This window comes from Cellulomonas sp. FA1 (genome assembly GCF_000986825.1).
In the GTDB taxonomy this organism is placed as follows: Bacteria; Actinomycetota; Actinomycetes; order Actinomycetales; family Cellulomonadaceae; genus Cellulomonas; species Cellulomonas iranensis.
On the sequence record NZ_LBMY01000001.1, the window covers coordinates 3,539,024 to 3,566,007 of the forward strand.

Here is a 26,984-nt window from a genome sequence, read left to right on the forward strand (position 1 = left end):
GGGTTCACCGAGCACCGCCGGTGCGGTCACCTGCCGCCCCTACCGTCGGCGTCGGCCGCGCACCGACCGGTGCGCGCGGACCGACAGGACGGGACACAGTGAAGCTCACCCCCCACAAGCGTTTCGGTGCGGTCGCCCTCACGGGCGCGCTCGCGCTCGCGCTCGCCGCGTGCTCCTCGACCTCCTCGGCGGAGCCGGGTGAGACGTCGGGCGCCGGCGGTGGCTCCGCGGCCGAGCTGAGCGGCTCGCTCGCCGGTGCGGGCGCCTCGTCGCAGGAGAAGGCCGTGGCCGGCTGGATCGCCGGCTTCAACGACACGTACCCCGACGTGGCCGTCAGCTACGACGCCGCGGGCTCGGGCGGCGGCCGCGAGCAGTTCCTCTCGGGCGGCGTCCAGTTCGCCGGCTCGGACGCCGCGCTCAAGCCGGAGGAGATCGAGAAGGCCGCCGAGCGCTGCTTCGGCGGCGAGGCCCTCGAGCTCCCGCTCTACATCAGCCCGATCGCGGTCGTGTACAACCTGCCCGACCTCGACACCGAGCACCTGCAGCTCTCGGCCGCGACGATCGCGAGGATCTTCAACCGCGAGATCACGACGTGGGACGACCCGGCGATCGCCGCGGAGAACCCCGACGTCACGCTGCCGTCGACGGGCATCATCCCGGTCAACCGCAACGACGAGTCCGGCACGACCGAGAACTTCACCGAGTACCTCGCGGCGGCGTCGGACGGCGCCTGGCCGCACGAGGCCTCGGGCGACTGGCCGCTGTCCGGCGGGCAGTCCGGCAAGGGCACGCAGGGCATGATCGACACGGTCTCGGGCGCCGAGGGCGCGATCGGCTACGCCGACGCGTCGCGCGCCGGCGACCTGGGCACGGTCGCGCTGAAGGTCGGCGACGAGTACGTGCCGTTCTCGGCCGAGGCCGCCGCGAAGGTCGTCGACGCGTCGCCCGCCGCGGCGGACGCGACCGACAAGCGCCTGGTCGTCGAGCTCGACCGCACGACCACCGAGAAGGGCGCCTACCCGCTCGTCCTGGTGTCGTACTCGATCGCCTGCTCGACGTACGACTCCGAGTCGGACGCGAACAACGTCAAGGCGTACCTGTCCTACGTCGCGAGCCCGGAGGGCCAGGAGCGCGCGGCCGACCCGAGCGTCGCGGGCTCCGCGCCGATCTCGGACGACCTGCGCACCAAGGTGCAGGCCGCGATCGACGCCATCACGGTCGCGAGCTGACCGCACGGATGACCGCGGCGCGCACCCGCCCCGGGGACCGGCCCGTCGCCGGCCCCGGGGCGGGGGCGTGCCCGCACCGCCCCTGAGCACCGCCCCACCCTCCCCGCCCCTGCGGACCACACCCGGAGCAGCCGTGGCCGTCACCACCAGCACACCCCCGCAGCGGGGCGCCGACCCGCAGGCGCCCGCCGACGCGGGCGCCGCCGTGCGCGCCGCCTCGACCGGACGCGTCGCGAGCCGCGTCTTCGCGGGCCTGTCCACGGGCGCCGGCGTCCTCATCCTCGTGACGCTCGCCGCGGTCGCCGTCTTCCTCGTCATGGAGGCGTGGCCGGCCCTCACGGCGTCGTCCGAGGACCTCGAGGCGATCTCGTGGTTCAACGCGTCCTCGGTCGCCGCGTACGTCGGGCCGCTCGTCTTCGGCACGCTGCTGGCCTCGGTGCTGGCGCTGCTGCTCGCGGTGCCCGTGTCGATCGGCATCGCGCTGTTCATCTCGCACTACGCGCCGCGCCGGCTCGCGCAGGGCCTGGGCTACCTCATCGACCTGCTCGCGGCGATCCCGTCGGTCGTCTACGGCCTGTGGGGCGCGCTGTGGCTCATCGGGCAGCTCGACCCGGTGTTCACGTGGCTGTCGTCGACGCTCGGGTTCGTCCCGCTCTTCGAGGGCTACCAGGCGCCCGCCAAGAACGTGCTGTCGGCGTCGGTCGTGCTCGCCGTCATGATCCTGCCGATCATCACGGCCGTCTCGCGCGAGGTGTTCCTGCAGACCCCGCGCCTGCACGAGGAGGCGTCGCTCGCGCTCGGCGCGACGCGCTGGGAGATGGTGCGCATGGCCGTGCTGCCGTTCGGCCGCTCGGGCGTCATCAGCGCCGCGATGCTCGGCCTGGGGCGTGCGCTCGGCGAGACGATGGCCGTGCTCATGGTCATCTCGCCCGGGTTCCTCTACTCGTTCTTCCTGCTGAAGCCGGGGCAGCACCAGACCATCGCCGCCAACATCGCCTCGAAGTTCCCCGAGTCGAGCGGCCTGAGCGTCAGCGCGCTCATCGCGACGGGTCTCGCGCTGTTCGTCGTGACGTTCGCCGTCAACTTCGCCGCGCGCTGGATCATCGCGCGGCGCGCCGAGTTCTCGGGAGCCAACTGATGACCGCCGACGTCGCCCCCGCCGGGCTGCTCGCCGACGCCACGTACCGGCGGCTGCCGTCGTGGGCCCCGTGGGGGTTCGCGGGCGGTGCGCTCGTGCTCGCGTTCCTCGTGCTGCTGGTCGCCGGGACGCCCGGCGTGCCCGGCGTCGTCGCGCTCGGCGCGGCGCTGTACGTGCTGTCGCTGAGCATCACCTCGCGCGTGGTCGAGGGGCCGCGCCGCGCCGCCGACCGGCTCGCGACGACGCTCGTGACGGGTTCGTTCCTGCTCGCGCTGATCCCGCTGGTCTCGCTCCTGCTGCTGGTGCTCACGCGCGGCTCGACGTCGTTCAGCTGGTCGTTCCTCACGACCGACATGGTCGGGATCTTCGGCGACATGACCGACGGCGGCATCCGGCACGCGGTCGTCGGCACGCTCATGGTGACGCTCGCCGCGGCGGTGATCTCGGTGCCGATCGGCCTGCTCACGGCGATCTACCTCGTGGAGTACGGGCGCGGTCCGCTCGCGCGGGCCATCACGTTCCTCGTCGACGTCATGACGGGCATCCCGTCGATCGTCGCCGGCCTGTTCGCGTTCGCGCTGTTCACGCTGGTCTTCGGCCCCGCGTACCGCGCGGGCGTCATGGGGGCCGTCGCGCTCGCGCTGCTCATGACGCCCGTCGTCATCCGCTCGGTCGAGGAGATGCTGCGCCTCGTGCCCAACGAGCTGCGCGAGGCGTCGTACGCGCTGGGCGTGCCGAAGTGGCTGACGATCGTCAAGGTCGTGCTGCGCACCGCCGCGGCCGGCATCGTCACGGGCGTCATGCTCGCGGTCGCCCGCGTCATCGGCGAGACCGCGCCGCTCCTGCTGACCGTCGGCCTGGTGACCCAGGTCAACTGGGACCTGTTCGACGGCCGCATGGCGACCCTCCCCGTGTTCGCGTACCGCCAGTACGAGCAGGGCGGCACCGGCATCGACCGGGCCTGGGCCGCGGCGCTCACGCTCATCCTCATCGTCATGCTCCTCAACCTCGTGGCCCGGCTCGTCAGCCGCTGGTTCGCCCCGAAGGGCGCCCGCTGACCGCGGGCCCGCTCCGACCCGAAGGAAGGACCCTCCCCATGTCCAAGCGGATCGACGTCTCCGACCTCGACGTCTTCTACGGCGACTTCCTCGCCGTCGAGGGCGTCAACATGACCATCGAGGCGCGGCAGGCCACGGCGCTCATCGGCCCGTCCGGCTGCGGCAAGTCGACGTTCCTGCGCACCCTCAACCGCATGCACGAGGTCATCCCCGGTGCGCGCGTGCAGGGCAAGGCGCTCATGGACGGCCAGGACCTGTACGGCACCGACGTCGACCCGGTGACGGTGCGCCGGCAGATCGGCATGGTCTTCCAGCGCCCCAACCCGTTCCCGACGATGTCGATCGCGGACAACGTGCTCGCGGGCGTGCGCCTCAACAACCGCCGCATGTCGAAGGGCGACCAGCAGGACCTCGTCGAGCGGTCGCTGCGCGGCGCGAACCTGTGGAACGAGGTCAAGGACCGCCTCGCGCGCCCGGGCTCGAGCCTGTCGGGCGGGCAGCAGCAGCGCCTGTGCATCGCGCGCGCGATCGCCGTCAAGCCGCAGGTGCTGCTCATGGACGAGCCGTGCTCGGCGCTCGACCCGATCTCGACGCTCGCGATCGAGGACCTCATCGCCGAGCTCAAGTCGGAGTACACGATCGTCATCGTCACGCACAACATGCAGCAGGCCGCGCGCGTCTCGGACCGCACGGCGTTCTTCAACATCGCGGGCACCGGCAAGCCGGGCAGGCTCATCGAGATGGACGACACCGCGACGATGTTCTCGTCGCCGCGCGAGCAGGCCACCGAGGACTACATCTCGGGCCGCTTCGGCTGAGCCGTCCCCGCACGCACGACGGGCCGACCACCGCGCGGTGGTCGGCCCGTCGTGCGTGGTGCGGGGTCGGGGGCGTCAGCCCTCCTCGTCGCCCTCCTGGCCGGACGGCTGCGACGCGTCGCGCGTGGCGGCGGGCGTGGCGGTCGACGTCGCGGTGGTGTCGGGGAGCAGCGCCTGGTACTCGGGCAGCTTGTCGTTCAGCACGGGCACCTGGAGCTGCACGGAGCCGCTCGACGCGGTCGCGACCGTGACGGTCGTCAGCCCGCCGGGAGCGGCGTCGACGGCGGCGACCTCGACGTCGGCCGTCTCGTAGCGCGGGGGCGCGTCGGGGGCGCCGAGCAGCACGGTGGTCGACGCGGCGACGGGCACGCGGACCTCCTCGCCGGCGATCGTGAGCGTGACGGTCTCGTCCTGCGACGAGCCGTTGGCCAGCGCACCGGTGAGCGTGCCGGGCTGCCCCTCGGCCTGCGCGACGACGATCATGTTGAGCACGCGCACGTCGCCGACCGTGGTCGCGACGCCGTCGGACGGCTGGTAGTCCGCGATCGTCGCGATCGGGTTGGTGGCCGAGCAGCCGCTCAGCGCGAGGACGGCGGCGGCCGCCAGACCGGCGGCGGTCCGGGCGGTGCGGGGGCGGAGGCGGGTCACGAGGGCTCCTGCTCGGTCTCGCGCGCGGGGGCGGGGTGGGACGGTGGTCACGACCGGCACCCACGCGCGTGTGGTAGCGCGGGGAGCCGCAGGTCAGCCTACCCGTGGCGCGCCGCTGCGGGGGTGCCGGGCGGGTGCTGCGGGGGTCGTGCGCGGGTCCTGCGACGGTCGCGCGCCGGGCCCCGCGGGCGCCGTCGCGGCGTGCCGGGGCGTGCGCGGCCGTCGCGCGAACCGCGTGCGACGGGCGGGTGACGAGCCTCTGACCTGGGCGGACGCCCGGGAAGCGCCGGAAATCACGGCAATCCGGCGTGATACCATACACGTCTGCGAAAGGGGACACCTGCAGATGACTTTCACTGTTGGGGAGACCGTCGTCTACCCGCACCACGGTGCAGCCAAGATCGAGGAGATCAAGAGCCGGACCATCCGGGGCGAGGAGAAGATCTACCTCAAGCTCAAGGTCGCGCACGGTGACCTGACCATCGAGGTTCCGGCGGAGAACGTCGACCTCGTCGGTGTTCGCGACGTCGTCGGCCAGGAGGGCCTGGACCGCGTGTTCGAGGTGCTGCGCGCCCCGTACACCGAGGAGCCCACCAACTGGTCGCGGCGCTACAAGGCCAACCTCGAGAAGCTCCAGTCGGGCGACGTCATCAAGGTCGCGGAGGTCGTGCGCGACCTGTCGCGGCGCGACGCCGACCGTGGCCTGTCGGCCGGTGAGAAGCGCATGCTCGCCAAGGCTCGCCAGATCCTCGTCTCGGAGCTCGCGCTCGCCGAGAAGACCGAGGAGGACAAGGCCGAGGCCATCCTCGACGAGGTCCTCGCCTCCTGATCCGCACGCACGACGGTCCGGGTGCACGCCGCCCGGGCCGTCTGCTGTGTCGGGGACCCGTGCGCCCCGCCGCACGGGGCACGATGCGCACATGACCATCGCCGCCGTCCTCACCGCCGCCGGGAGCGGCACGCGCCTCGGGCACACGCTGCCCAAGGCGCTCGTGCCCGTGTCCGGCGAACCCCTCGTGGTCCACGCCGCACGCGCCCTGCTCGCGGCGCGCACGGCGGACGGTGCCGCCGTCTCCCAGCTGGTCGTCACGGCGCCCGAGACGCATCTCGACGTGGTCGCGGCGCTGCTCGACGACGTGGTCGACGCGGCCGCGGCCGAGGTCCGGCTCGACGTCGTCGGGGGCGGGCGCACGCGTCAGGAGTCGGTCGCGGCGGGTCTCGCGGAGCTCACCGACGACGTCGACGTCGTGCTGGTGCACGACGCCGCGCGCCCCTTCGTCCCGGCGGACCTGGTGGCGCGGGTCGCCGACGCGGTGCGCGCGGGGCACGTCGCCGTCGTGCCGGGGCTCCCGGTGGTCGACACCGTCAAGCGGGTCGGCCAGGGCGACGAGCGCGGACGGCCCGTGGTCGAGACCGTGCCGCGTGCGGACCTCGTGGCCGTGCAGACGCCGCAGGGCTTCGACCGTGACGTGCTCGAGCGCGCGCACGCGGTGGGCACCGGGCGCGGCGCGTCCGAGGCGACCGCCGCGTCGGACGACGCGGGGCTCGTCGAGGCGACTGGCGTCGCGGTGTGGGTGGTGCCGGGCGACGAGCGCGCGGCGAAGGTGACGACGGCCCGCGACCTGCTGGTCGCGCAGGCCCTGACGACGGGAGCGCTCGCGTGAACCTCCGCACCGGCATCGGCGTCGACGTGCACGCCTACGACCCCGACCCCGCGCCCGACGCGGTGCTGCACCTCGCGGGCCTCGAGTGGCCCGGGGAGCGGCCGCTCGCGGGGCACTCCGACGCGGACGTCGCCGCGCACGCGGCGGCCGACGCGCTGCTCTCGGCCGCCGGGCTGGGCGACCTCGGGGCGCAGTTCGGCACGTCTGACCCGCGGTGGGCGGGGGCGTCCGGTGCGGCGCTGCTCGCGGAGACGGCGCGGCGCGTCCGGGCGGCGGGCTTCACGGTGGGCAACGTCGCGGTGCAGGTGATCGGCAACCGGCCGAAGCTCGGCCCGCGTCGCGTCGAGGCGCAGGCCGTGCTGTCGATGGCGTGCGGCGCGCCCGTGACGGTGTCCGCGACGACGACCGACGCGCTGGGCCTGACGGGCCGCGGCGAGGGGGTCGCGGCGATCGCGACGGCGCTCGTCTCGCTCGGGACCGACTGACGTCCCACGGGCGCCGCTCGCTAGCCGGCGGTGACCGCCGGGACCGGCGTGGGCGCGTCCTGCGTCGGTGCGGGACGGCGACGCGCGGGCGCCGACCCGAGCAGCACGCCGCCGACCACGACGGCGCCGAGCGCGAGCTCGACGGGCGGCACGGCCTCGCGCAGCACGAGCCACGACGCCGCGATCCCGACGACGGGGACGAGCATCGAGAACGGTGCGACGACGCTCGACGGGTGGCGCGTCATGAGCCACGTCCACAGGCCCGTGCCGACGAGCGTCGCGACGAGCACGGTGTACGCGAGACCGCCGAGGGCGGCGAGTCCGGTGGGCGACGTGAGGCCCCGGAACGACGCGGCCACGGCGTCCGGGCCCTCGACCAGGAGCGAGACCGCGAGCATCGGCAGCGGGGGCACGACCGACATCCACAGCACGAGACGGAAGGGCGCGTCGGTGCGGGCCTGGCGGTTGGCGAGGTTGCCGAGCGCCCAGCCGAGGCCGCCGCAGAGCGTGAGGACGACGGGCAGCAGGGTCGCGCCGCCGTCCAGCCCGGCGCGGTGCACCGCGATGCCGCCGAGCCCCAGCACGGCGACCAAGACGCCCAGGCCCTGCCGCGGGCTGAGGCGCTCGCGCAGCAGCGCGGCCGCCAGGAGCACGGTGAACGGCGCCGAGGACTGCAGCACGAGCGACGCGAGACCGGTCGGCATGCCGGTGTCCATGGCGAGGTAGAGGAACAGGAACTGCAGCACGCCGAAGCCGAGCCCGTAGCCCAGCACCCAGCGCCACGCGACGCGCGGCCGGGGGACCAGCAGGACCGTGGGGACGGCGATGACCGCGAACCGCAGCGCCACGAGCAGGAACGGCGGGAACTGCTGGAGCGACAGGTGGATCGCGACGAAGTTGAGGCCCCAGGTGACGGCGACGAGGGCGGCGAGCAGGCGGTGACGGAGCGGCACGCGGTCGAGTCTGCGGGGCTCGACCGTGCAGCACCATCGAAAAGACCTGCAGCGACGATGTAGCGTCACTGCATGGATCCGTCCGCCCTCGCGACGCTGCGGGCGGTGCGCGCGCACGGCGGCGTCACCGCGGCCGCGGCGGTGCGGCACCTCACGCCGTCCGCCGTGTCCCAGCAGCTCGCGACGCTGCAGCGCGAGGTCGGCGTCGCCCTCACGGAGCGCGCGGGACGCGGCGTGCGCCTCACCCCCGCGGGCCACGCGCTCGCGGACGCCGCTCTCGACGTCGCCGTCGCGCTCGAGCGCGCGCGTGCCGCGTGCGACGCGTTCGTGGCGAGCCCCGGCGGGACCGTGACCGTCAGCGCGTTCTCGAGCGGCGCCGAGCTGCTGCTCCCGGGCCTCCTGGGCCGCGTCGCCGCGCTCGGGGGAGTGACGGTCGAGTGCGCGGACGAGGACGTCGCGCAGGACCGGTTCGTCGCGTTGACCGACCGGTTCGACCTCGTGGTCGCGCACCGGCCCGACGGCGGCGTCGGGTGGGGGGCCGACGTCGTGGTCGAGCCGCTCCTGCGCGAGCCGCTCGACGTGGCCGTGCCGTCCGACCACCCGCTGGCGGCCGGCGGGTCGGTCGCACCCGGGGACCTGGTCGACCTGCCCTGGATCGCCGTGCGGGAGGGGTTCCCGGTCGCGCGCGTCCTCGACGAGCTGACCGTGCGCACGGGCGTCGAGCCGCGGGTCGTGCACCGCATCAACGACTTCCACGTCGTCGAGGCGCTCGTCGCCGCGGGGCACGGCGTGAGCCTGCTGCCGCGCTTCACGACGCGCGCGGGGCCGGGTTCCGGGCTGCGGCTGCTGCCGCTGCGCGACGTGCGCGCGGGTCGCCTGGTCGAGGTGCTGCTGCGCCCGGACCGTGCGCGCCGGGTCGCGGTGCAGCGCGTGCTCACCGAGCTGCGGGCGCTCGCCGCGGACGTCGCCGCGTCCACGTCCTGACCGCGGTGTCAGGATGTGGACACGCTTCCACCCGGGCGGGTGAACCTCGGCGCGCGGACCCCGGCCGTGGTGCGGCAGGGGTCGCGGAGCTCGTCGCGAACCGGGCGAATCACCGGTACGGTCCGACGCCGTGACAGTGCCATCGACGGACGACGGGCGCACCGCCGCGCCCGCACCCGGCAGCACCGTGCCGGCGCTCGGTCCGCGCGGTCTGCCCCAGCGCGTCCCCGGGCTGCCGGTGCGGCAGCGCGACCGGGTCTCGCTCGAGACCCTCCGCGCCACGTTCGCGGGCCTCCAGCAGGTCGACGAGTTCGCGCGCCCCACGGTCGCGCTCGAGCCGCCGACGGACCTGCCGCCGGTGTGGCCGCCCGTCACGGGTGCGCTGCCCCGCGTCGGAGGCTGATCCCCCCCGCGGGGTGCGCGGTCAGTGCGCGGGGCCGAGCACGCGGTCGACGTACGCGTTGCGGAACGTCCCCGCCGGGTCGACGCGCGCGCGGACCCGGTTCGCGTCCGCCAGCCGCGGGTACAGCGACGCGAGCGTCCCGTGGTCGAGCCCGTGCATCTTGCCCCAGTGCGGGCGCCCGCCGACGGCCGCGACGATCCGCTCGGCCGCGTCGAAGTACCGGCGGTGGGGCAGCCGGTGGTACTGCTGGACCGCGACGTAGGCCGTCTCGCGGCCGTGCGCCGTCGACAGCCACACGTCGTCCGCGGCCGCGAACCGCACCTCGAGCGGGAAGGGCACGTGCGCCCCGGTCGCACGGAACCACGCCGCGAGCTCGTGCACGACGTCCCGCACGGACTCGCGGGGCACGGCGTACTCGGCCTCCCGGAACCGGACGCGCCGCGGCGACACGAGCACCTCGTGCGACGCGGCGGTGTACGTGCGTGGCGGCAGCCCCGCGGTCTGGAACCGGTTGAGGGCCGGCGTCAGGCGTCGGCTGCGGGTCGCGACCTCCTGCGCGGCGCCGAACGCCACGTTCGCGAGCAGCTCGTCGTCGAGCACGTGGCGCCACACCGGCAGCGGGCGGTCGACGTCGTCGGTCACGTCGTTGCGCTTGGTGAGCGTCGACGTCGTGTGCGGGAACCAGAAGAACTCGAAGTGGTCGTGCCCGTCGACCAGCTCGTCGAGCCCCTCGAGCACCGCGGGCAGCGGCATGGCCTCCTCGCGCGCCAGCAGCCGGAACGCCGGCACGACCTCGAGCGTGACCGCCGCGAGCACCCCTGCCGTGCCGAGCCCGAGGCGCGCGAGCTCGAACAGCTCCGCCTCGTGCGTGCGCGACGCCTCGACCACGTCGCCCGAGGCCGTCACGACGCGCAGCCCGACGACCTGCGTCGGGAGCCCGCCCAGGCGTGCGCCCGTGCCGTGCGTGCCGGTGCTGATCGCGCCGGCGACCGACTGGCGGTCGATGTCGCCCAGGTTGCGCATCGCGAGCCCGCGGGCGGCGAGCCCCCGGTTGAGCGCGTGCAGGCGCATGCCCGCGCCCACGGTCACGTGGGTGGTGCCGTCGGGCCGTGGCGTCACGCGCTCGAACCGGGCGAGCGCGTCGAGGTGCACGTGGACGCCGTCGGTCACGGCGGCCGCCGAGAACGAGTGCCCGGCGCCCACGGCGCGCAGCCGCTCGCCCGACGCGGTGGCGGCCGTCACCTCGTCGACCAGCTCGTCCAGGTCGCGCGGCCGGGAGACGCGCCGCGGCGCGGCGCTCTCGGTCCGCGACCAGTTGCGCCAGCGCTCCGGCCCGGTGCTGCCGGGCGCGTGTCCCCCCATCCTGCGAGCATGGGATTGGGCGACCGTCCAAGTCAAGTGTGTGAGACCCTTGACTAACGTCATGACGACCGATGAGATTATCCTCGGGAAGAGTGACGTCACGGTGCCCGGGGGGGTGCGCCGGTCGTCGCCGCGAGGAGGAACCATGAACCGTCTACCGGTCGCCGAGCGACGCGAGCAGCTCATCGAGGCGGCGCTGGTCGTCGCGTGCCGTGACGGGGTCGACGGCGCCACCGTCCGCGCCGTCGCCGCCGAGGCGGGTGTCTCGCTCGGTGTCGTCCACTACTGCTTCCGCGACAAGGACGAGCTCCTGCGCGCGATGGCGCACACGATCACGTTGCGCAACACCGCGCGCGGCGAGGCGGAGATGCCCGAGTCCGCTCCCGTCGCCGACCTGATCATGGGTGTCCTCGACACCGTGTGGGACAACATCCGCGCGACGCGGGGCCCGCAGATCCTCACCTACGAGCTGACGACGACGTCGCTGCGCCACCCCGAGCTCCGCCAGGTCGGCGTGGACCAGTACACGTACAGCTGGGCGGTCGCCGAGCACTTCCTCGAGGAGGTCGAGCGCGCGGGACGCGTCGTGTGGCGCGTGCCGCGCCACCTCGTCGCGCGGTCGATCATCGCGGCCGTCGACGGGTTCTCGCTCGCGTGGCTCGTCGACGGCGACGACGAGGCCGGCTACCAGGGCCTGCGGCTGTTCGCCGAGCACCTCGCGACGCTCGCGGTGCCGGTCGACGAGTCCGCGCTGCTCGGCGCGACGCGCGACGCGCCCGAGAGCGACGCCGACGCGCCCCGCCTCCCGTCGCCCGTCGCACCGTCAGGGGTAGCGTCCCTGGCATGACGTCGACCCCCGTGCGTCCCCCGGCCGCCGCCCCCGCCCCGTCCGGCGGTGGCACCGACCCGGCGGGACGCACCGTGGGGCAGCGCCTCGAAGCCGCGACGACGGGGCGTCCGGGGCCGCTCGTGGTGGTCGACCTCGACGCGCTCGAGGCCAACGCCTCCGACGTCGTGCGACGCGCGGGCGGCGTGCCCGTCCGCGTCGCGAGCAAGTCGGTGCGGGTCCGGCACGTGCTCGAGCAGGTGCTCGCCCGCCCCGGGTTCGCGGGCGTGATGGCGTACGCGGCCGCCGAGGCGCGCTGGCTCGTCGGCCACGGCGTGCGTGACGTCCTGCTCGGCTACCCGACGGTCGACACCGTCGCGATCGACGCGGTCGCGGCCGACGCCGACGCCGCGGCGGCCGTGACCTTCATGGTCGACGACACCGCGCAGGCCGACCTGCTCGCGTCCGCCGCGCGCCGCCACGACCGGACGCTGCGCGTGTGCCTCGACGTCGACGCGTCCCTGCGCGTGGGGCGCGGGCCGCTCGCCGTGCACCTGGGGGTGCGTCGCTCGCCGGTCCGGACCCCGGCGCAGGCCGCGGCGCTCGCCGCCGCGGTCGAGGCCCGCGGCGGGCTCGAGGTGCGCGGCGTCATGTTCTACGAGGCCCAGGTGGCGGGGCTGCCCGACACGTCGCTCGCGGTCCGGCTCGTCAAGTCCGCGTCGGTGCGCGAGCTCGCCGTGCGCCGTGCCGCCGTCGTCGACGCCGTCACCGACGCGCTCGGCCGGCCGCTGCCGCTCGTGAACTCCGGAGGCACGGGCTCCATCGAGGTGAGCGCGTCGGCCCCGGCGGTCACGGAGGTGACCGCCGGTTCAGGACTGTTCGTGCCCACGCTCTTCGACGGCTACCGCGCGTTCCGCGCGCGGCCCGCCGCGTACGTCGGTCTCGACGTCGTGCGGATCCCAGGCGACGGGTGGGCCACCGTCTTCGGCGGCGGGTACGTCGCGTCCGGCCCGGCGACGCCGACGCGCCTGCCGCGCCCCGTGTGGCCCGAGGGCCTGCGCCTCGCGCCGCGCGAGGGCGCCGGCGAGGTCCAGACCCCGCTGCGGGTCCCGGCCCGGGCGGACCTGCGCATCGGGGACCGCGTGTGGTTCCGGCACGCCAAGGCGGGCGAGGTCATGGAACGGTTCGCCGAGGTCCACCTGGTGCGCGGCGACCGCGTGGAGGCGACCGTCCCCACCTACCGCGGCGAGGGCGTCTGCGTCGGCTGACGTCGCCACGCAGGTCCGGGTCGGTCGCGGGGGTCCCGCGCCGGTAGCCTGGGCGGGTGACTCTGCGGCTGTTCGACAGCGGCACCCAGGCGGTGCGCGACTTCGTCCCCCTCGTCGAGGGCCGGGTCGGCATCTACCTGTGCGGTGCCACGGTGCAGTCGCCGCCGCACGTGGGGCACGTGCGCTCCGCCGTCGCGTTCGACGTGCTCGTGCGGTGGCTGCGGCGGCGGGGGCAGCGCGTGACGCTGGTCCGCAACGTCACCGACATCGACGACAAGATCCTCGCCAAGGCCGCCGCGGCCGGGCACGAGTGGTGGGCGTGGGCGCTGACCAACGAGCGCGCCTTCACGTCCGCGTACGACGCGCTCGGCGTCCTGCCGCCCGACTACGAGCCGCGCGCCACCGGGCACGTGCCGGCGATGCTCGCGCTCATGGAGCGGCTCGTCGAGCGCGGTCACGCGTACGTGGCGGGCCCGGGCGACGTGTACTTCGACGTGCGGTCGTGGTCCGACTACGGCTCGCTGACCAACCAGCGCGTCGACGACATGACGGACGTGCCGGACGACGCGGGCTCCGGCAAGCGCGACCCGCACGACTTCGCGCTGTGGAAGGCGCCGAAGCCCGGCGAGCCGGCGACCGCGGCGTGGGACACGCCCTTCGGGCGCGGCCGCCCCGGCTGGCACCTCGAGTGCTCGGCGATGGCGCACCGCTACCTCGGCGAGACGTTCGACATCCACGGCGGCGGCCTGGACCTGCGGTTCCCGCACCACGAGAACGAGCAGGCGCAGTCCCGCGCGGCCGGCTACGGGTTCGCGCGGCACTGGCTGCACAACGGCTGGGTCACGCAGGGCGGCGCCAAGATGAGCAAGTCCCTCGGCAACGGCCTGCTGGTCAGCGCCGTGCTCGAGAAGGCGCCTGCGGCCGTGGTCCGGTACGCGCTGACCGCCGTGCAGTACCGCTCGATGCTCGAGTGGACGGACGACACGCTCACCGAGGCGGCCGCCACGTGGGACCGCCTGGCCGGGTTCGTGCAGCGCGCGACCGAGCGGGTCGGCGCCGTGCCGGCCGCGGAGGTGGCGGCCGCCGCGCTGCCCGCGGCCTTCGGCGCCGCCCTCGACGACGACCTCAACGTGCCGGCCGCGCTCGCGGTCGTGCACGAGACCCTGCGGGCGGGCAACACCGCGCTCGCCGCGGGCGACGACACCGCCGCGCGCGACGCGATGGTCGCGCTGCGGGGCATGCTCGACGTGCTGGGCCTCGACCCGGCGTCGCCGCAGTGGGCCACCACCGGCGGCGACGACCGCACGGCGCGCGCCCTCGACGCGCTCGTGCGTGCCGAGCTCGACGCGCGCGCCGCGGCCCGTGCCGCGCGCGACTGGGCCGCGGCCGACGCGATCCGCGACCGGCTGACGGCGGCGGGCGTCGTCGTCGAGGACTCACCGACGGGTGCGCGCTGGACGCTCGCGGCACCCGTGACCGACACGACGGAGGACTGATGGCCGGCAACTCGCAGCGCCGCGGCGCGACCCGCAAGGCGGGGACCAAGAAGGGCGCACGCGTCGGGACGGGCGGGCACAGCCGCCGCGCGCTCGAGGGCAAGGGCCCCACGCCCAAGGCCGAGGACCGCCCGTACCACGTGGCGCACAAGCGCAAGGTCGCGGCCGAGAAGGGCACGACCGGCGGGCGGGGCACGTCCGGGCGTCCGTCGGCGGGCGCCGCGCGCTCGGCGGCCGGGCGCAAGGGCGGGCGGACGTCGTCGACCCACGAGATCGTCGGCGGTCGCAACTCGGTGCTCGAGGCGCTCCGCGCCGGCATCCCCGTGTCGACCGTCTACGTCGCCTCGCGGCTCGAGGCGGACGACCGCACCAAGGAGATCGTGTCGATCGCCGCGGACGCGGGGTACCCGCTGCTCGAGGTCAGCCGCGCCGAGCTCGACCGGCTCACCGACGGTGCCGTGCACCAGGGCGTCGCGATCCAGGTGCCGCCGTACGAGTACCTCGACCCCGACGACCTGCTCGACACCGCGGAGGCGTCGCAGACCGCGCCGCTGATCGTCGCGCTCGACGGCGTGACCGACCCGCGCAACCTCGGCGCGGTCCTGCGCTCCGCGGGGGCGTTCGGCGCGCACGGCGTGCTCGTGCCCGAGCGGCGCGCGGCCGGTGTGACCGCGTCGGCGTGGAAGGTGTCGGCCGGTGCCGCCGCGCGCGTGCCCGTCGCACGCGCGACCAACCTGACGCGCGCGCTGCAGGACCTGCGCGCCGCGGGTGTGTTCGTCGTCGGCCTCGACGCGGGCGGCGACGTGCCCCTGGGCGAGCTGCCGTTCGCGGCGGACCCGCTCGTGCTCGTGGTCGGCTCCGAGGGCAAGGGCCTGTCGCGGCTCGTGCGCGAGCAGTGCGACGCGATCGCGTCGATCCCGATCGCGTCGGCCGTCGAGTCGCTCAACGCGGGCGTCGCCGCCGGGATCGCGCTGTACGAGGTCGCGCGCCAGCGCGCCTGACGCGTCGCGCCCCGGCCGGCGTCAGCCGATGAGCCGGTCGGGGTCCAGGTCGTCGTCGACGCGCGGGGTCTCGCCCGTCTCGCCGTCGCGCAGGTCCTCGGCGCGCGTGCCGAGGACGGCCTGCTCGTCGGGTCGGCTCGGCAGGATGTGCCGCACGTAGCTCGCGGCGACCTCCGTCATCGGCACGTCGCGGTCCTCCTGCTGCGACAGGTACCACCGGTGGTCGAGCAGCTCGTGGTAGATCTGCGCGGGCTCGAGCTTGCGGCGCAGCTCGCGCGGCACGCTGCGCACCGCCGGCTCGAAGATGTCCGTCAGCCAGTCGTGCGCGACGAACGCCTCGTCGTCGGCCTGCCGGTCGGTCGCGGCACGGTACTCGTCGAGGTCGTTGAGCAGGCGCCGGGCCTGGTTCTCCTGCACGTCGAGCCCCGTCAGGCGCATGAGGCGGCGCGAGTGGTGCCCGGCGTCGACGACCTTCGGCTGGATCCGGACGGTGGTGCCGTCGAGGTCGGTCGTGATGTCGAGCTCGCCGACGTCGAAGCCGAGGTCGTTGAGCCGGTCGATGCGGGCCTGCACGCGCCAGCGCTCGCCGTAGCCGAACGCCTCGACCTCGGTGAGCGCGCGCCACAGCTCGTCGTACCGGACCACGAGCGCCTCGCCGATCGCGACGACGTCCTCGTCCTCGTCGAGGAACTCGCCGGCCTGCAGGTCCATGAGCTCGCCGATGATGTTGACGCGCGCGACCTCGAGGTCGTACGCGCGCTGCCCCGGGCTCAGCCGGTCGTGCAGGTCGCCGGTCTCGGCGTCCACGAGGTACGCGGCGAACGTCTCGGCGTCGCGGCGGAACAGCGTGTTCGACAGCGACACGTCGCCCCAGTAGAAGCCCGCGAGGTGCAGGCGGACCAGCAGCACGGCGAGCGCGTCGATGAGGCGCGTCGCGGTGTCGGGTCGCAGCGCCTGGCTGAACAGCGCGCGGTACGGCAGCGAGAACTGCAGGTGCTGCGTGATGAGCACGGCCTCGAGCGGCTCGCCGTCGGGCGAGCGGCGACCCGTGATGACGCCGACGGGCTCGACGCTCGGCACCTCGAGCTTGCGCAGCTGGCGCAGCAGCTCGTACTCGCGGTACGCGACGGTCTCGCCGATCTCCTTGATCGCGATGACCCGCCCCGAGAGCCGCGCGAACCGCACGATGTGCCGCGAGATGCCGCGCGGCAGGGCCGCGAGCATCTCGGTGGGCCAGTCCTCGAGCGGCACGTCCCACGGGAGGTCGAGCAGCGCGGGGTCCGGGTTCGCCGCCGTGATCTGCAGGCGCTGCGCCGTTCCGCTCATGGCTCGATCCTCTCAGGTGGGGCGGCGGGGTCCGTGCGGGGACCGTGACGGTCGCGTGGAACGCCCGAGGCGGGCCCGGTCGACCGGACCCGCCTCGGTGCGTGTGGTGCTGGGTGTCAGGCGATGCGCTCGCCGGAGCCCGCGTGGAACAGGTGCTGCTCGTTCGGGCGGATCCGGACGTAGATCGTGTCGCCGATCTTCGGGACCGAGCGGGGGTCGACGCGCACGATGATCTGCGCGTCGCCGGCGCCCGAGTGCACCGCGGCGGCCGCACCGAACTCGTTGGTGAGCGCGCCGTACACGTACGCGTCCGAGCCGAGCTCCTCGACGAGGTTCACGACGACCGGGAACGAGTCCTGCGTGCCCTGCGGCACCGTGTCGAGCGACTCGGGGCGGAAGCCGACCGTGATGTGGCCCTTGTCGTCGTCCGTGAGGCGGCCGACGACCTCGCGCGGCAGCGCGAGACGCGACGAGCCGACGGACGCCGCACCCTCGAGCACGGGGAACGTGCCGATGTTCATGGCGGGCGAGCCGATGAAGCCGGCGACGAACACGTTCGCGGGCGTGTCGTACAGCGCACGCGGCGTGTCGACCTGCTGGAGGATGCCGTCCTTGAGGACCGCGATGCGGTCGCCCATGGTCAGGGCCTCGACCTGGTCGTGCGTGACGTAGACGGTCGTGACGCCGAGGCGGCGCGTGAGCGACGCGATCTGCGTACGGGTCTGGACGCGGAGCTTGGCGTCGAGGTTCGACAGCGGCTCGTCCATGAGGAAGACCTGGGGCGAGCGGACGATCGCGCGGCCCATGGCGACGCGCTGACGCTGACCACCCGAGAGGGCCTTCGGCTTGCGGTCGAGGTACTGGGTGAGGTCGAGGATCTTCGCGGCCTCCTCGACGCGCGTGCGGATCTCGGCCTTGGGGGTGCCGGCGATCTTCAGCGCGAAGCCCATGTTGTCCGCCACCGTCATGTGGGGGTACAGGGCGTAGTTCTGGAAGACCATCGCGATGTCGCGGTCCTTGGGCTGCACGTCGGTGACGTCGCGGTCGCCGATGAGGATGCGCCCGGCGTTGACGTCCTCGAGGCCCGCGAGCATGCGCAGCGAGGTCGACTTGCCGCAGCCCGAGGGGCCGACGAGGACGAGGAACTCGCCGTCCTCGATGTGCAGGTTGAGCGCGTCCACCGCGGGGCGCTCCGTTCCCGGGTAGATCCGGGTCGCGTGGTCGAACGTGACCGTAGCCATGGCTGTGCCAATCCCTTCACCGGCAGGTACGTGCCGGACGATCCGTCGTGAAGAGTGTCAACGCAGGTCCGCGGGGGTACGCGGGCCTGCCGAGCCCTCTGTGTCTCCGCTGACACGGATCGAGGACGGTCAAGACCGTCCTCGGTCGCGGCGTCAGTATGGCACAGGTCACGGGGCCGGCCGGCGGGACCGTCGGCCCGGCGGGCACGGGTCAGGCGAGCGCGTCGCGCAGCGTCGCGAGGGCCGCCACGGCGGCCTCCGGGTCGGCCACGCGGAAGCGCGCGACGGTGTCGCCCGCACCCACCTTGACGGTCACGTCGTCGGCGTCGAGCGCCGCGAACGCGTGCTCGTCGGTCACGTCGTCGCCCGCGTACAGCACGACCGGGGCGCCGAGCTCGTGGCGCAGCGCCTGCAGCGCTGTGCCCTTGTCCGCCGGCAGGACCGACAGCTCGACGACGTCCTTGCCGTGCATCGTGCCCACGCCCAGCTCGCCCCCGAGCGCGACGGCCTCGGTCTCGGCGGCGTCGGCGACGTCGCGCTCGGCCAGGCGCGTGTGCACGACGACGGCCGTCGGCTTGGTCTCGACCCACACGCCGTCGCGCCCGCGCGCCACGGCGGCCGTGCGCGCGCCGAGGGCCGCGAGCCGGTCGGCCTGCTCGTGCGTGAGCTCGACGACGTCGCGGTCCAGCCCGAACTGCGTGACGCGGGCGCGCTCGGCGCCGTGGCTGCCGATGAGGTACGTGCCCGGTGGCACCTGTGCGAGCGCGTGCAGGTCGCCCATCGCGCGCCCCGAGACGAGGGCCAGCACGACGCCGTCGAGCGCGGCGAGCGCCGCGAGGACCTCGACGCCCGCGGGCAGGATGCGCGACGCCGACGGGTCGTCCTGCAGCGGTGCGAGCGTGCCGTCGAAGTCGAGCGCGACGAGCAGCGGGCGCGCCGCCGGGTCCGCAGCGAGCGCCGTGAGACGGGCCGTGAGGTCGGTGGTGGGGTCGGTGGTCGTGTCAGCCACGGCTGCTCCCGGGCATCGCGGTCAGCGCCGCGAGGAACTCGTCGGACCACGCCGCGACGTCGTGGCTCAGGACGCGCCGCCGCAGCTGGCGCATGCGCTTGCGGGACTCGCGCGCGTCGAGGTGCACGGCGGCGACGATCTTGTCCTTCATGCCGTCGATGTCGTGCGGGTTGACCAGCACGGCGCCGCTCAGCTCGTCGGCGGCGCCCGTGAACTCGCTGAGCACGAGCGCGCCGCGGTCGTCGGACCGTGCCGCCACGTACTCCTTGGCCACGAGGTTCATGCCGTCGCGCAGCGCGGTGACGAGCATGACGTCGGCCGCGAGGTACAGCGCGGCCATCTCCTCCATGGGGAACGACTGGTGCAGGTACTGCACGGGCGTGTGCCCGACCTGCCCGTGGTCGCCGTTGATGCGGCCCACGAGCAGCTCGACCTCGTCGCGCAGCTGCTGGTAGGCGCCGACGTTCTCGCGGCTCGGGCTCGCGACCTGCACGAGCACGGTGTCGGTGGGGGACAGCCGCCCGTCCTCGAGGAGCTCGCCGTACGCCTTGATGCGGTGCCGGATGCCCTTGGTGTAGTCGAGCCGGTCGACGCCCAGCAGCAGGTGCTCGGGGTCGCCGAGCTCGCGGCGGATCTCGCGCGCACGCTCCTGCACCTCGGGCGTGCGGGCCAGCGCGTCGAACGCGCGCGAGTCGATCGAGATCGGGAACGCGGCCGCCCGCACGACGCGCTGCGCGTCGGTGCCCTCGTCGACCGTGACGGTCTGGCCGCGGGTCGTCAGGTCGGTCACGCGGCGCACGACGCGCACGAAGTTCGCGGCGTCGCCCGCGCGCTGGAAGCCCAGCAGGTCCGCTCCCAGCAGCCCCTCGACGACCTGCCGCCGCCACGGCAGCTGCGCGAAGATCTCGAGCGGCGGGAACGGGATGTGGTGGAAGTAGCCGATCCGCAGGTCGGGCCGCAGCTCGCGCAGGTACGCCGGGACGAGCTGGAGCTGGTAGTCGTGCACCCACACGGTCGCGCCCGGCGACGCGTCGCGCGCGGCGGCCTCGGCGAACCGCCGGTTGACGCGCTGGTACGCGTCCCACCACTGGCGGTGGAACGTGGGCGGCGCGATCACGTCGTGGTACAGCGGCCACAGCGTGTCGTTCGAGAAGCCCTCGTAGTAGCGCTCGACGTCGTCGGACGTGAGCGTCACGGGCACGAGCTGCGTGCCGTCCACGTCGAACGGGTCGAGCTCCAGGCCGGGCGAGCCGCCCCAGCCGACCCACGCGCCGTCGGCCTTCGCCATCACGGGCGCGAGCGCCGTGACCAGGCCGCCGGGGGAGCGGGTCCAGCTCGGTGCGCCGTCGTCGTCCAGGCTCACGTCGACGGGCAGCCGGTTCGCGACGACGACCAGGTCGTAGCCGTCCTGCGGGGTGTCGGTGGGCACGACATCAACTCCTCGAGGTTCGCCATGACCCTAGTCGTCCTATGGGTGACACGCTCGGGGACGGGCAGGACCGCTCCGGGCCCGTGACCGGCTAGGTTGCCGGGCATGGAGCGGATCGGTCTGACGCCGGGGTCGGAGATCGGCGGGTACACCGTGGTGGCCCCGCTCGGTTCCGGCGGCATGGGGACCGTGTACCGCGCGGTCGACGGCGGCGGCACGGCCGTCGCGCTCAAGCTGCTGCACCCGCACGTCGGGTCGGACGCGACGGTGCGCGCGCGACTGCTGCGCGAGGTCGCCGCGCTGCAGCGGCTGCGGCACCCCGCGGTCGCGGCCGTGCTCGACGCCGAGGCGGACTCCACCGAGGCGTTCCTCGTGACGGAGCTCGTCGCCGGGGACACGCTCACCGAGCACGTGCGCGAGCGGGGGCCGCTCGACGCCGACGACCTCGTCACGCTCGCCGAGGGCCTGCGGGCCGCGCTCGCGGCCGTGCACGCGGCGGGCGTCGTGCACCGCGACCTCAAGCCGTCGAACGTGCTGCTCACCGACGACGGCCCGGTGCTCATCGACTTCGGGCTCGCGCAGGGCGTCGACGACGACGCGAACCTCACGACCGCGGGGCTCGTGCTGGGGACGCCGGGCTACCTCGCGCCCGAGCTGCTCGACGGCGGCGACCCGAGCCCGGCGACGGACATGTGGGGCTGGGCCGCGCTGCTCGCGTTCGCCGCGACCGGCCGCGACCCGTTCGGCTCCCGGCCCGTCGAGGCCGTCCTGGCGCGTGCGCGCTCGGGCGACGCGGACCTGGCCGAGGTCGGCCCGCTGACGGCGGCCGCGCTCGCGGGTGCGCTGCGGCCCGACCCCGCCGACCGGACCGACCCCGAGGACGTCGTCGCGGCGCTGCGCGCCGTGGCGGCCGAGGGCGACCTGCCCCCGGGCGCCGTCGCGACGGTCGTGCTGCCGGCGGGTGGTGCCGACGCCGTGGCGACGACGGTCGTGGACCCGGACGACCTCGACGACCACCTCGACGACGACGACCTCGACGACGACGGCCCCGACGAGGACGACCTCGCGACGGAGCACGTCGCGTCGTCGCCCCGCGACGTGCAGCCGACGACGGCGCTCGGGGCCGGTGCGGCCGTGGCCTCCGCGGCGGTCCCCGTCAACGACGGGCGCACCGTCGCCGTGCCCGTGGGCGACGACGACCCGCACCGGACGACCGCGCTGCCCCCGACGATCCCGCCGCCCCACGACGACGCGTGGCAGGAGGACTGGCCGGACGAGGACGGGCAGGACGACGACTGGCAGGACGGCGACGAGCGGGGCGACGACCGGTGGCTCGGTGACGACCTCGCGCCCGGACCCGGCACCGCCGACGACGGGCCCTGGTACGTCCGCCCGCCCGCGCGCCGCCGCTGGGGGTCGATGCTCGCGATCGGCCTCGTGGTCGTGCTCGCCGCGATGCTGCAGCCGTTCGTGACGCTGCTGGTCGTCGTGGTGCTCGCGGTGCTGGTGCGCACCGTCGGCCTCGCGGTCGAGACCATGCACACGCGTCGCGAGCGCCGCGGCGTGCGCCGCTCCGACGTGCCGCTGGCCGTGACGGCGCTGCCCTGGTACCTGCTGCGCGCGGGGCTCGCTGTGCTGCCCCCGCTGCTGGTCGGCGGCGCGGTCGTGACGATCGTCGGCGGGGTCGGCTGGTGGCTGCTCGGCTCGGGCCGGTGGGAGATCGGCGGCTCGCCGGGCGGTGAGCCGCCGCAGGGCACGACCGCGCGGCTCGTCGTCGCGGCGCTCACGCTCGTGCTCGTCGGGTTCGTGTGGTGGGGGCCGCTGTCGCGCATGACGCGCACGGGCGCGCGCCGCACGCTCGCGCTCGTCGCGCCCGGCCCCGTGGGTGCGCTGGTGGTCGTCGTGCTCGCGCTGGTCGGCGCGCTGCTGCTGTTCGACGGCCTGGTCGACGCGCGGCCGATCGGCTGGTGGCCGCTGTCCGAGCCGCCTGTCCTGCCGAACCCGTGACCCGAACGGCGTGACCCGCGCCCGCACGTACGCCTACCCTGGGCCCGTGCGTGCGACGCGAGCGGTGCGAGGGGCGACCCCCTCCGCCGCGCGTGCCCACCTGCTGGGCCTGCTCGGCGTGCTGCTGTCGGTCGCGTCCGTCGTGCTCGGAGTGCAGGGGCGCGTGCTGCTGCACCAGTGCCTCGCGGCCGAGGGGCCGCTCGCGGCGCTCGGCATGCGCCTGGCGGTGCTGCGCTCGGCCGCCGAGTGCCCCGAGGGCGCGGTCGGGCTGGGCGCGACGTCGCAGGGCGCCGTCGTGCTGCTCAGCGTGGCGCTGCCCGTGCTGGCCGCGCACGTGCTGCTCGCGGCGTGCGGGCTCGGCCTGGGCGCGGCCGCCCGGCGTGGTGCCGCCACCGTGCGCGCGCTGCTCGCGGCGCGGCTCGTCGCGCGGACGCCGGCCGCACCGGCCGTCGTGCCGGCGCGCGTGCGCGTCACCGCCGACGTCGCGGTGCGGGTCCCCGCGGGCCGCGTGCTCGACCCGGCCCGGCCGCACCGAGGACCGCCGGCGCGCTGAGCAGCGCCCGCCCGCACGTCCCCGCCGGTCCGCCGGCCCCACCCAGGAGCACCCATGCCCACGAACGACCCCCGTCCCTCCAAGGCGCAGCGCCGCGACGAGGCGCGCGCCAAGGCCCTCGCCATGCGTCAGGAGCAGGAGCGCAAGGCCAAGCGCACCCGCCTCATCGCCATCGGCGGCCTCGTCACCGCCGTCGTCGTGCTCGGCGCCATCGTCTTCGGCATCGTCCGCCAGGGCCAGGCCAACGCCGAGGCCTACGGCGACGTCGTCTACGCCGGCGGCACCGCCAACACGGTCGTGCCCGCGCTCGCCGACGTCGAGCGGCCCGACGTGGCCGACGACGCGGGCGGCGTGCCGGTCAGCTCCGAGGGCGTCGGCACGGCCGTGCCCGACGACGTCGAGGTCCAGGTCTACTTCGACTTCATGTGCCCCTACTGCGGCATGTTCGACCGAGCGAACGGCGCCGAGCTCGAGCGTCTCGCCGAGGCGGGCGGCGTGACCGTCGTCTACAAGAACATCTCGTTCCTCGACGGCACGTCGCGCGGCACGTTCTACTCGACGCGCGCCGCCAACGCGGCGGCCGTGGTCGCCGCGCAGGACCCCGAGCACTACGTCGACTTCGTCAGCGCGCTGTACACCGAGGAGAACCAGCCCGAGGAGAACACGAACGGTCTGAAGGACGCCGAGATCGCCGAGATCGCCCTGGGCGTCGGCGTCCCGCAGGCCGTGGTCGACCAGTTCACGACGACCGTCGACGGCTCCTACGAGGTCGCGACGTCCGACTCCGAGACCGAGTCGCGCGACGGCACGTGGCGCACGTACGCGCCGTTCGTGGCCGCGACCACGCAGCAGGCGCAGACCGACCTCGGCGGCCTCGGCACGCCGACGATCCTCATCGACGGCACCAAGTGGGAGGGCGACCTGTACACGACCGGCCCGCTCACCGACGCGATCAACCAGGCCGTCGCCGCCAAGGGCTGACCGCCGGGCGCGGGCGCCCGTCCCCTCGTCGGGGCGGGCGCCCGCGCACGTCGCGGCCGGTACCCTGGCCGCCTCGCCTCCTTAGCTCAGCTGGCCAGAGCACCTGTCTTGTAAACAGGGGGTCGTCGGTTCGAATCCGACAGGGGGCTCCACCACGGGCGTCGCGGCCGGCCGCTCGCCCTCAGGCGCCGAGCGCCTCGCGCAGGAACGCCACGTCGTCGGCCTGACCCTCGGCGGGCGTCTCGACGACCACGTCGCAGCCCGCCTCGCGCACGACGTGCGCGATCAGCTCGGGCGGGATCGTGCCGTCGGCGAACGACGCGTGCCGGTCGCGGCTGGACCCGTGCGGGTCGCGCGAGGAGTTGGCGTGCACGAGGTCGATGCGGCCCGTGATCGCGGTGAGCCGCTCGACGATCGTCTCGAGGTCCTCGCCGGCCGCCCACGCGTGGCACGTGTCCAGGCACACGCCGACGTCGTAGCGGCCGATCGCGTCCCACAGCATCGCCCACCGGTCGAGCGTGCGCGCGCACGCGTTCTCGCCGCCCGCGGTGTTCTCGACCAGCACGCGCACCGGGAACGTCGCGCGCTCGAACGTCTTGCGCCAGTTGTCGAACCCGACCGCGACGTCGTCGCCGTCGCCCACGTGCCCGCCGTGCACGACCAGCCCGCGCGCGCCCAGCTCGGCCGCCGCGGCGGTGTGCTGCGCGATCATGTTCCGGCTCGGGATGCGGATGCGGTTGTTGGTCGACGCGACGTTCACGAGGTACGGCGCGTGCGCGTAGATCCCCAGGCCCGAGGCGACGAGCGCGTCCGCGTCGGGGCGGCGCACGGGCTTCTTCCAGCCCTGCGGGTCGGCCAGGAACACCTGCACGGCCCGTGCGCCGACGCGCTGCGCCTCCGCCACCGGGTCGTCCCCGCGCACGTGCGCGCCGATCAGCACCACGACGTCCTCCTGGAGTCCTCGACGATGTGCCGCACCAGGCTCGCACGCCACGGACGCCGGCGCTGCCGACGCCGCGCGGCGGGCCGCCCGTCGCGCGCTCAGAGGGCGGGGCCGGTCTCCTCGAGCAGCCGCAGAGCCGCACTCACCCGCGGGTTGCGTGCGGGGTCGGTGTCGATGCCTAGGGTCGTGTAGACCGCGTAGACGTGGTTCTGCACCGACTTCTCGGTGATGCCGAGCTGCGCCGCGATCCCCGCGTTCGACAGCCCCTGCGCCAGCAGCCGCAGCACCGTGTACTGGCGCTGCGTGAGGCGCGCGACGCTCGACCCGGCCCGCGGCGCGACCCGCTCGAGCAGCGCCGGGTCCAGGACCGTCTCGCCCGCGGCCGCCGCGCGCACGGCGTGCAGCAGCGTCGCCTCGCTCGTCGTCGACGTCTTCGACAGGTAGCCCCAGCCGTGCGCGACGTCGCGCGGCAGGTCGAGCAGCAGGTCCATCGCGTCGTGCGCCGACAGCAGCAGGACGCCCAGCGACGGCTGCGAGCGGCGCAGCGTCACGCCGAGCGCGATGCCGTTGCCGTCGGGCAGGTCGATGTCGAGCACGACGACGTCCACGAGACCCGGCGTCAGCACGGCGCGCGCCTCGACCGCGGAGCCGAGGGACGTGACGACCTCGAAGCCGCCGGCGTCGGCGAACGACCGCTCGAGCATCGAGCGGAACAGCGGCTGGTCCTCGACGACCGCGACGCGCAGTCGTCGTGGCGGGGTGGCTGAAGTCATCGGGACAAGTATCGTCACGCAGGCGCGTCGACGCAGGCGGACGCGTCGCGGACGAGGGCGTCGGGTGGGGTGAAAAGCATGCAGGGCGCACAGGACGACGTGCCCGTCGTGGTCCCGGCACGGGACGGCGACGAGGCCGCGGACCGGCGTGCGCTGCTGCGCGGCGCCGGGGTCGTCGCGCTCGGCTACGCGCTGGGTGCCGCGCTGCAGAGCGCCTGGATCTACTCGCAGCTGCTGCCGGAGTGGGGCACGGTCGAGCTGTGGCGGCGGCTGGTGGCCAACGGCGTGGCCGTCGCGGGACTGGTCGCGGCGCTCGTGGTGCTGCGCGTCCACGTCGCGTCGAACGTCGCGTCGGTCCTGCTGCGCGGCGTGCTGGCGGCGGTCTTCATGGGGACGCTGCGCGTCGCGGCGCAGCTGCTGGTGGGCGTCTACCCGATCGACGACGTCCGTGCGCTGGGTGCCGAGGTGCTCACCGGCACCCTCATCGCCCTCATCTCGACCGCGATCGGCATGGCGTCGATGGTGTCGCTGCGGCGCTCGCGGGCCGCGACGCGTGCGGCCGAGCGCGAGGCGGTGAGCGTCGAGATGGCCGTGCGCGCGCTCGAGGACGAGGAGATCCGGGTGCGACGCGCGGTGGCCGAGGGGCTGCACGGCACGTTGCAGCAGCGCCTGGTCCTGGTGGACGCGCGGCTCGACGCGGTGCAGGCCGCGACCGAGGGCACGCTGCCGGCCGCGACGGCCGACGTGCGCTGGGTGCGCTCGCAGCTCGCGGAGGCGCGCGACCTCGACGTCCGGCGCATGAGCCGGCTGCTCTACCCCGACCGGCTCGAGCTCGGGGTCGTGCCGGCCGTGCGCGCGCTGCTCGGGCGGCTGCCGGCGACGATCGCGACGAACCTGCAGGTCGGTGAGGAGCTGCGGCACGTCGACGACCCGACGCGTGGCGGGCTGACGATCCCCGAGCGGCTGCTCGTGGTGCGGGTCGTCGAGGAGGCCGTGACGAACGCGCTCAAGCACGGCCCGCCGTCGCGCGTCGACGTGCGGATGGACGTCGCGGGCGGCGTGCTCGAGGTCGTGGTCGCCAACGACGGCGGCTCGTTCGACGCGCCCGAGGAGCAGGATCCGACCACGGGGACCGCGCGGCTCGCGCAGCGGCTGCGGATCGCGGGCGGCTCGCTGCGCGTCGGGCCGGGCCCGGGGGGCGGCGCGGTGGTCGACGCGCGTCTGCCGCTGGGGGTCCTGGCAGGCGAGGACCGCACGGACTGAGCGGGTCGGGCCAGGCCGCGGGGCCGACCCTCGGACGGGTGCGCGACCGCGCCGACGAGTGACCTGCGCCACTCGTCCAGCCTAGGACGAAAGTCCCCCTGACCTGCGGGTACGCGTCTCAGAGAA

At 74.8% G+C, this 26,984-nt stretch carries 26 protein-coding genes and 1 tRNA gene; 18 read left to right on the forward strand and 9 right to left on the reverse strand.

Annotated elements, in window-relative coordinates; translation table 11 throughout:
- Positions 1-98 precede the first annotated feature (98 nt).
- From pstS to pstB, 4 genes are all read left to right on the forward strand, one after another.
- Positions 99-1,229, forward strand: coding sequence for a phosphate ABC transporter substrate-binding protein PstS (gene pstS, locus GY42_RS15970; RefSeq protein WP_046530069.1), 1,131 nt, complete (start codon positions 99-101; stop codon positions 1,227-1,229).
- Between the two features lie 133 nt (positions 1,230-1,362).
- A complete protein-coding gene (pstC, locus tag GY42_RS15975; RefSeq protein WP_046530070.1) occupies positions 1,363-2,367 on the forward strand; it encodes a phosphate ABC transporter permease subunit PstC in 1,005 nt (334 codons plus the stop codon).
- Positions 2,367-3,425 (forward strand): phosphate ABC transporter permease PstA, encoded by a 1,059-nt coding sequence (pstA, locus tag GY42_RS15980; protein ID WP_046530071.1) that lies wholly within the window; start codon positions 2,367-2,369, stop codon positions 3,423-3,425. The genes pstC and pstA overlap by 1 nt, the downstream gene beginning before the upstream one ends.
- Positions 3,426-3,463: 38 nt before the next feature.
- Positions 3,464-4,243, forward strand: coding sequence for a phosphate ABC transporter ATP-binding protein PstB (gene pstB / locus GY42_RS15985; protein ID WP_046530072.1), 780 nt, complete (start codon positions 3,464-3,466; stop codon positions 4,241-4,243).
- A 75-nt stretch (positions 4,244-4,318) separates the two neighbouring features.
- Here the strand turns inward: pstB and GY42_RS15990 are convergent, their stop codons facing one another.
- On the reverse strand, positions 4,319-4,891 hold the full coding sequence (locus GY42_RS15990) for a hypothetical protein (RefSeq protein ID WP_046530073.1): 573 nt from the start codon (positions 4,889-4,891) through the stop codon (positions 4,319-4,321).
- 346 nt (positions 4,892-5,237) lie between these two features.
- Between GY42_RS15990 and GY42_RS15995 the strand changes: the two genes are divergently transcribed.
- From GY42_RS15995 to ispF, 3 genes are all read left to right on the forward strand, one after another.
- Positions 5,238-5,720, forward strand: a complete 483-nt coding sequence (locus GY42_RS15995; protein WP_046530074.1) for a CarD family transcriptional regulator — start codon at positions 5,238-5,240, stop codon at positions 5,718-5,720.
- 91 nt (positions 5,721-5,811) lie between these two features.
- Positions 5,812-6,555 (forward strand): 2-C-methyl-D-erythritol 4-phosphate cytidylyltransferase, encoded by a 744-nt coding sequence (gene ispD / locus GY42_RS16000; protein ID WP_052748449.1) that lies wholly within the window; start codon positions 5,812-5,814, stop codon positions 6,553-6,555.
- Positions 6,552-7,040 (forward strand): 2-C-methyl-D-erythritol 2,4-cyclodiphosphate synthase, encoded by a 489-nt coding sequence (gene ispF, locus GY42_RS16005; RefSeq protein WP_046530076.1) that lies wholly within the window; start codon positions 6,552-6,554, stop codon positions 7,038-7,040. Before ispD ends, ispF begins: the two co-directional genes overlap by 4 nt.
- A 20-nt stretch (positions 7,041-7,060) precedes the next feature.
- Here ispF and GY42_RS16010 read toward each other — a convergent pair whose 3' ends face one another.
- The gene (locus tag GY42_RS16010; RefSeq protein WP_046530077.1) at positions 7,061-7,993 is read right to left on the reverse strand and encodes an EamA family transporter; all 933 of its coding nucleotides are present in this window, start codon (positions 7,991-7,993) and stop codon (positions 7,061-7,063) included.
- A 72-nt stretch (positions 7,994-8,065) separates the two neighbouring features.
- Between GY42_RS16010 and GY42_RS16015 the strand changes: the two genes are divergently transcribed.
- Both GY42_RS16015 and GY42_RS16020 read left to right on the forward strand, forming a co-directional pair.
- Positions 8,066-8,977 carry a LysR family transcriptional regulator gene (locus GY42_RS16015; protein ID WP_046530078.1) on the forward strand — a complete coding sequence of 304 codons (912 nt, stop codon included), beginning with the start codon at positions 8,066-8,068 and terminating at the stop codon, positions 8,975-8,977.
- A gap of 130 nt (positions 8,978-9,107) precedes the next feature.
- Positions 9,108-9,380 carry a hypothetical protein gene (locus GY42_RS16020; protein WP_152667356.1) on the forward strand — a complete coding sequence of 91 codons (273 nt, stop codon included), beginning with the start codon at positions 9,108-9,110 and terminating at the stop codon, positions 9,378-9,380.
- 21 nt (positions 9,381-9,401) lie between these two features.
- Here the strand turns inward: GY42_RS16020 and GY42_RS16025 are convergent, their stop codons facing one another.
- Positions 9,402-10,742, reverse strand: coding sequence for a D-arabinono-1,4-lactone oxidase (locus GY42_RS16025; RefSeq protein ID WP_046530080.1), 1,341 nt, complete (start codon positions 10,740-10,742; stop codon positions 9,402-9,404).
- Between the two features lie 145 nt (positions 10,743-10,887).
- On the opposite strand from GY42_RS16025, the gene GY42_RS16030 reads away from it, so the two are divergent.
- Genes GY42_RS16030 through rlmB form a run of 4 tightly spaced genes read left to right on the forward strand, consistent with a single transcriptional unit; the run spans position 10,888 to position 15,333 of the window.
- Positions 10,888-11,589, forward strand: a complete 702-nt coding sequence (locus GY42_RS16030) for a TetR/AcrR family transcriptional regulator (protein ID WP_046530081.1) — start codon at positions 10,888-10,890, stop codon at positions 11,587-11,589.
- The gene (locus tag GY42_RS16035; protein WP_082131605.1) at positions 11,586-12,836 is read left to right on the forward strand and encodes an alanine racemase; all 1,251 of its coding nucleotides are present in this window, start codon (positions 11,586-11,588) and stop codon (positions 12,834-12,836) included. The genes GY42_RS16030 and GY42_RS16035 overlap by 4 nt, the downstream gene beginning before the upstream one ends.
- A 56-nt stretch (positions 12,837-12,892) precedes the next feature.
- Complete coding sequence (gene cysS, locus GY42_RS16040) at positions 12,893-14,332, forward strand: cysteine--tRNA ligase (protein WP_046530082.1); 1,440 nt, start codon at positions 12,893-12,895, stop codon at positions 14,330-14,332.
- Entirely contained in the window at positions 14,332-15,333 is a 1,002-nt protein-coding gene (rlmB, locus tag GY42_RS16045; protein ID WP_046530083.1) for a 23S rRNA (guanosine(2251)-2'-O)-methyltransferase RlmB, read from the forward strand. The genes cysS and rlmB overlap by 1 nt, the downstream gene beginning before the upstream one ends.
- 21 nt (positions 15,334-15,354) lie before the next feature.
- On the opposite strand, the gene GY42_RS16050 is transcribed toward rlmB, so the two are convergent.
- The 4 genes from GY42_RS16050 to GY42_RS16065 all read right to left on the reverse strand — a co-directional run bounded on the left by GY42_RS16050 (position 15,355) and on the right by GY42_RS16065 (position 20,338).
- On the reverse strand, positions 15,355-16,659 hold the full coding sequence (locus GY42_RS16050) for a DUF4032 domain-containing protein (protein ID WP_046530084.1): 1,305 nt from the start codon (positions 16,657-16,659) through the stop codon (positions 15,355-15,357).
- A gap of 116 nt (positions 16,660-16,775) precedes the next feature.
- On the reverse strand, positions 16,776-17,900 hold the full coding sequence (locus tag GY42_RS16055; RefSeq protein WP_046530085.1) for an ABC transporter ATP-binding protein: 1,125 nt from the start codon (positions 17,898-17,900) through the stop codon (positions 16,776-16,778).
- A 211-nt stretch (positions 17,901-18,111) separates the two neighbouring features.
- Entirely contained in the window at positions 18,112-18,909 is a 798-nt protein-coding gene (gene otsB, locus GY42_RS16060; protein WP_046530086.1) for a trehalose-phosphatase, read from the reverse strand.
- Complete coding sequence (locus tag GY42_RS16065) at positions 18,902-20,338, reverse strand: alpha,alpha-trehalose-phosphate synthase (UDP-forming) (protein ID WP_046530087.1); 1,437 nt, start codon at positions 20,336-20,338, stop codon at positions 18,902-18,904. Before GY42_RS16065 ends, otsB begins: the two co-directional genes overlap by 8 nt.
- Positions 20,339-20,443: 105 nt before the next feature.
- On the opposite strand from GY42_RS16065, the gene GY42_RS16070 reads away from it, so the two are divergent.
- From GY42_RS16070 to GY42_RS16085, 4 genes are all read left to right on the forward strand, one after another.
- On the forward strand, positions 20,444-22,345 hold the full coding sequence (locus GY42_RS16070; protein ID WP_046530088.1) for a protein kinase domain-containing protein: 1,902 nt from the start codon (positions 20,444-20,446) through the stop codon (positions 22,343-22,345).
- Positions 22,346-22,391: 46 nt separating this feature from the next.
- Positions 22,392-22,898, forward strand: a complete 507-nt coding sequence (locus GY42_RS16075) for a hypothetical protein (protein ID WP_046530089.1) — start codon at positions 22,392-22,394, stop codon at positions 22,896-22,898.
- Between the two features lie 54 nt (positions 22,899-22,952).
- Positions 22,953-23,879, forward strand: a complete 927-nt coding sequence (locus tag GY42_RS16080) for a DsbA family protein (protein WP_046530090.1) — start codon at positions 22,953-22,955, stop codon at positions 23,877-23,879.
- A 75-nt stretch (positions 23,880-23,954) separates the two neighbouring features.
- Positions 23,955-24,031: transfer RNA gene (locus tag GY42_RS16085), tRNA-Thr, on the forward strand.
- Positions 24,032-24,060: 29 nt separating this feature from the next.
- On the opposite strand, the gene GY42_RS16090 is transcribed toward GY42_RS16085, so the two are convergent.
- Positions 24,061-24,822, reverse strand: coding sequence for a deoxyribonuclease IV (locus GY42_RS16090; RefSeq protein WP_201775285.1), 762 nt, complete (start codon positions 24,820-24,822; stop codon positions 24,061-24,063).
- A gap of 98 nt (positions 24,823-24,920) precedes the next feature.
- The gene (locus tag GY42_RS16095) at positions 24,921-25,595 is read right to left on the reverse strand and encodes a response regulator transcription factor (protein ID WP_046530091.1); all 675 of its coding nucleotides are present in this window, start codon (positions 25,593-25,595) and stop codon (positions 24,921-24,923) included.
- A 78-nt stretch (positions 25,596-25,673) separates the two neighbouring features.
- On the opposite strand from GY42_RS16095, the gene GY42_RS16100 reads away from it, so the two are divergent.
- Positions 25,674-26,858 (forward strand): sensor histidine kinase, encoded by a 1,185-nt coding sequence (locus tag GY42_RS16100; protein ID WP_046530092.1) that lies wholly within the window; start codon positions 25,674-25,676, stop codon positions 26,856-26,858.
- Positions 26,859-26,984: the final 126 nt, after the last annotated feature.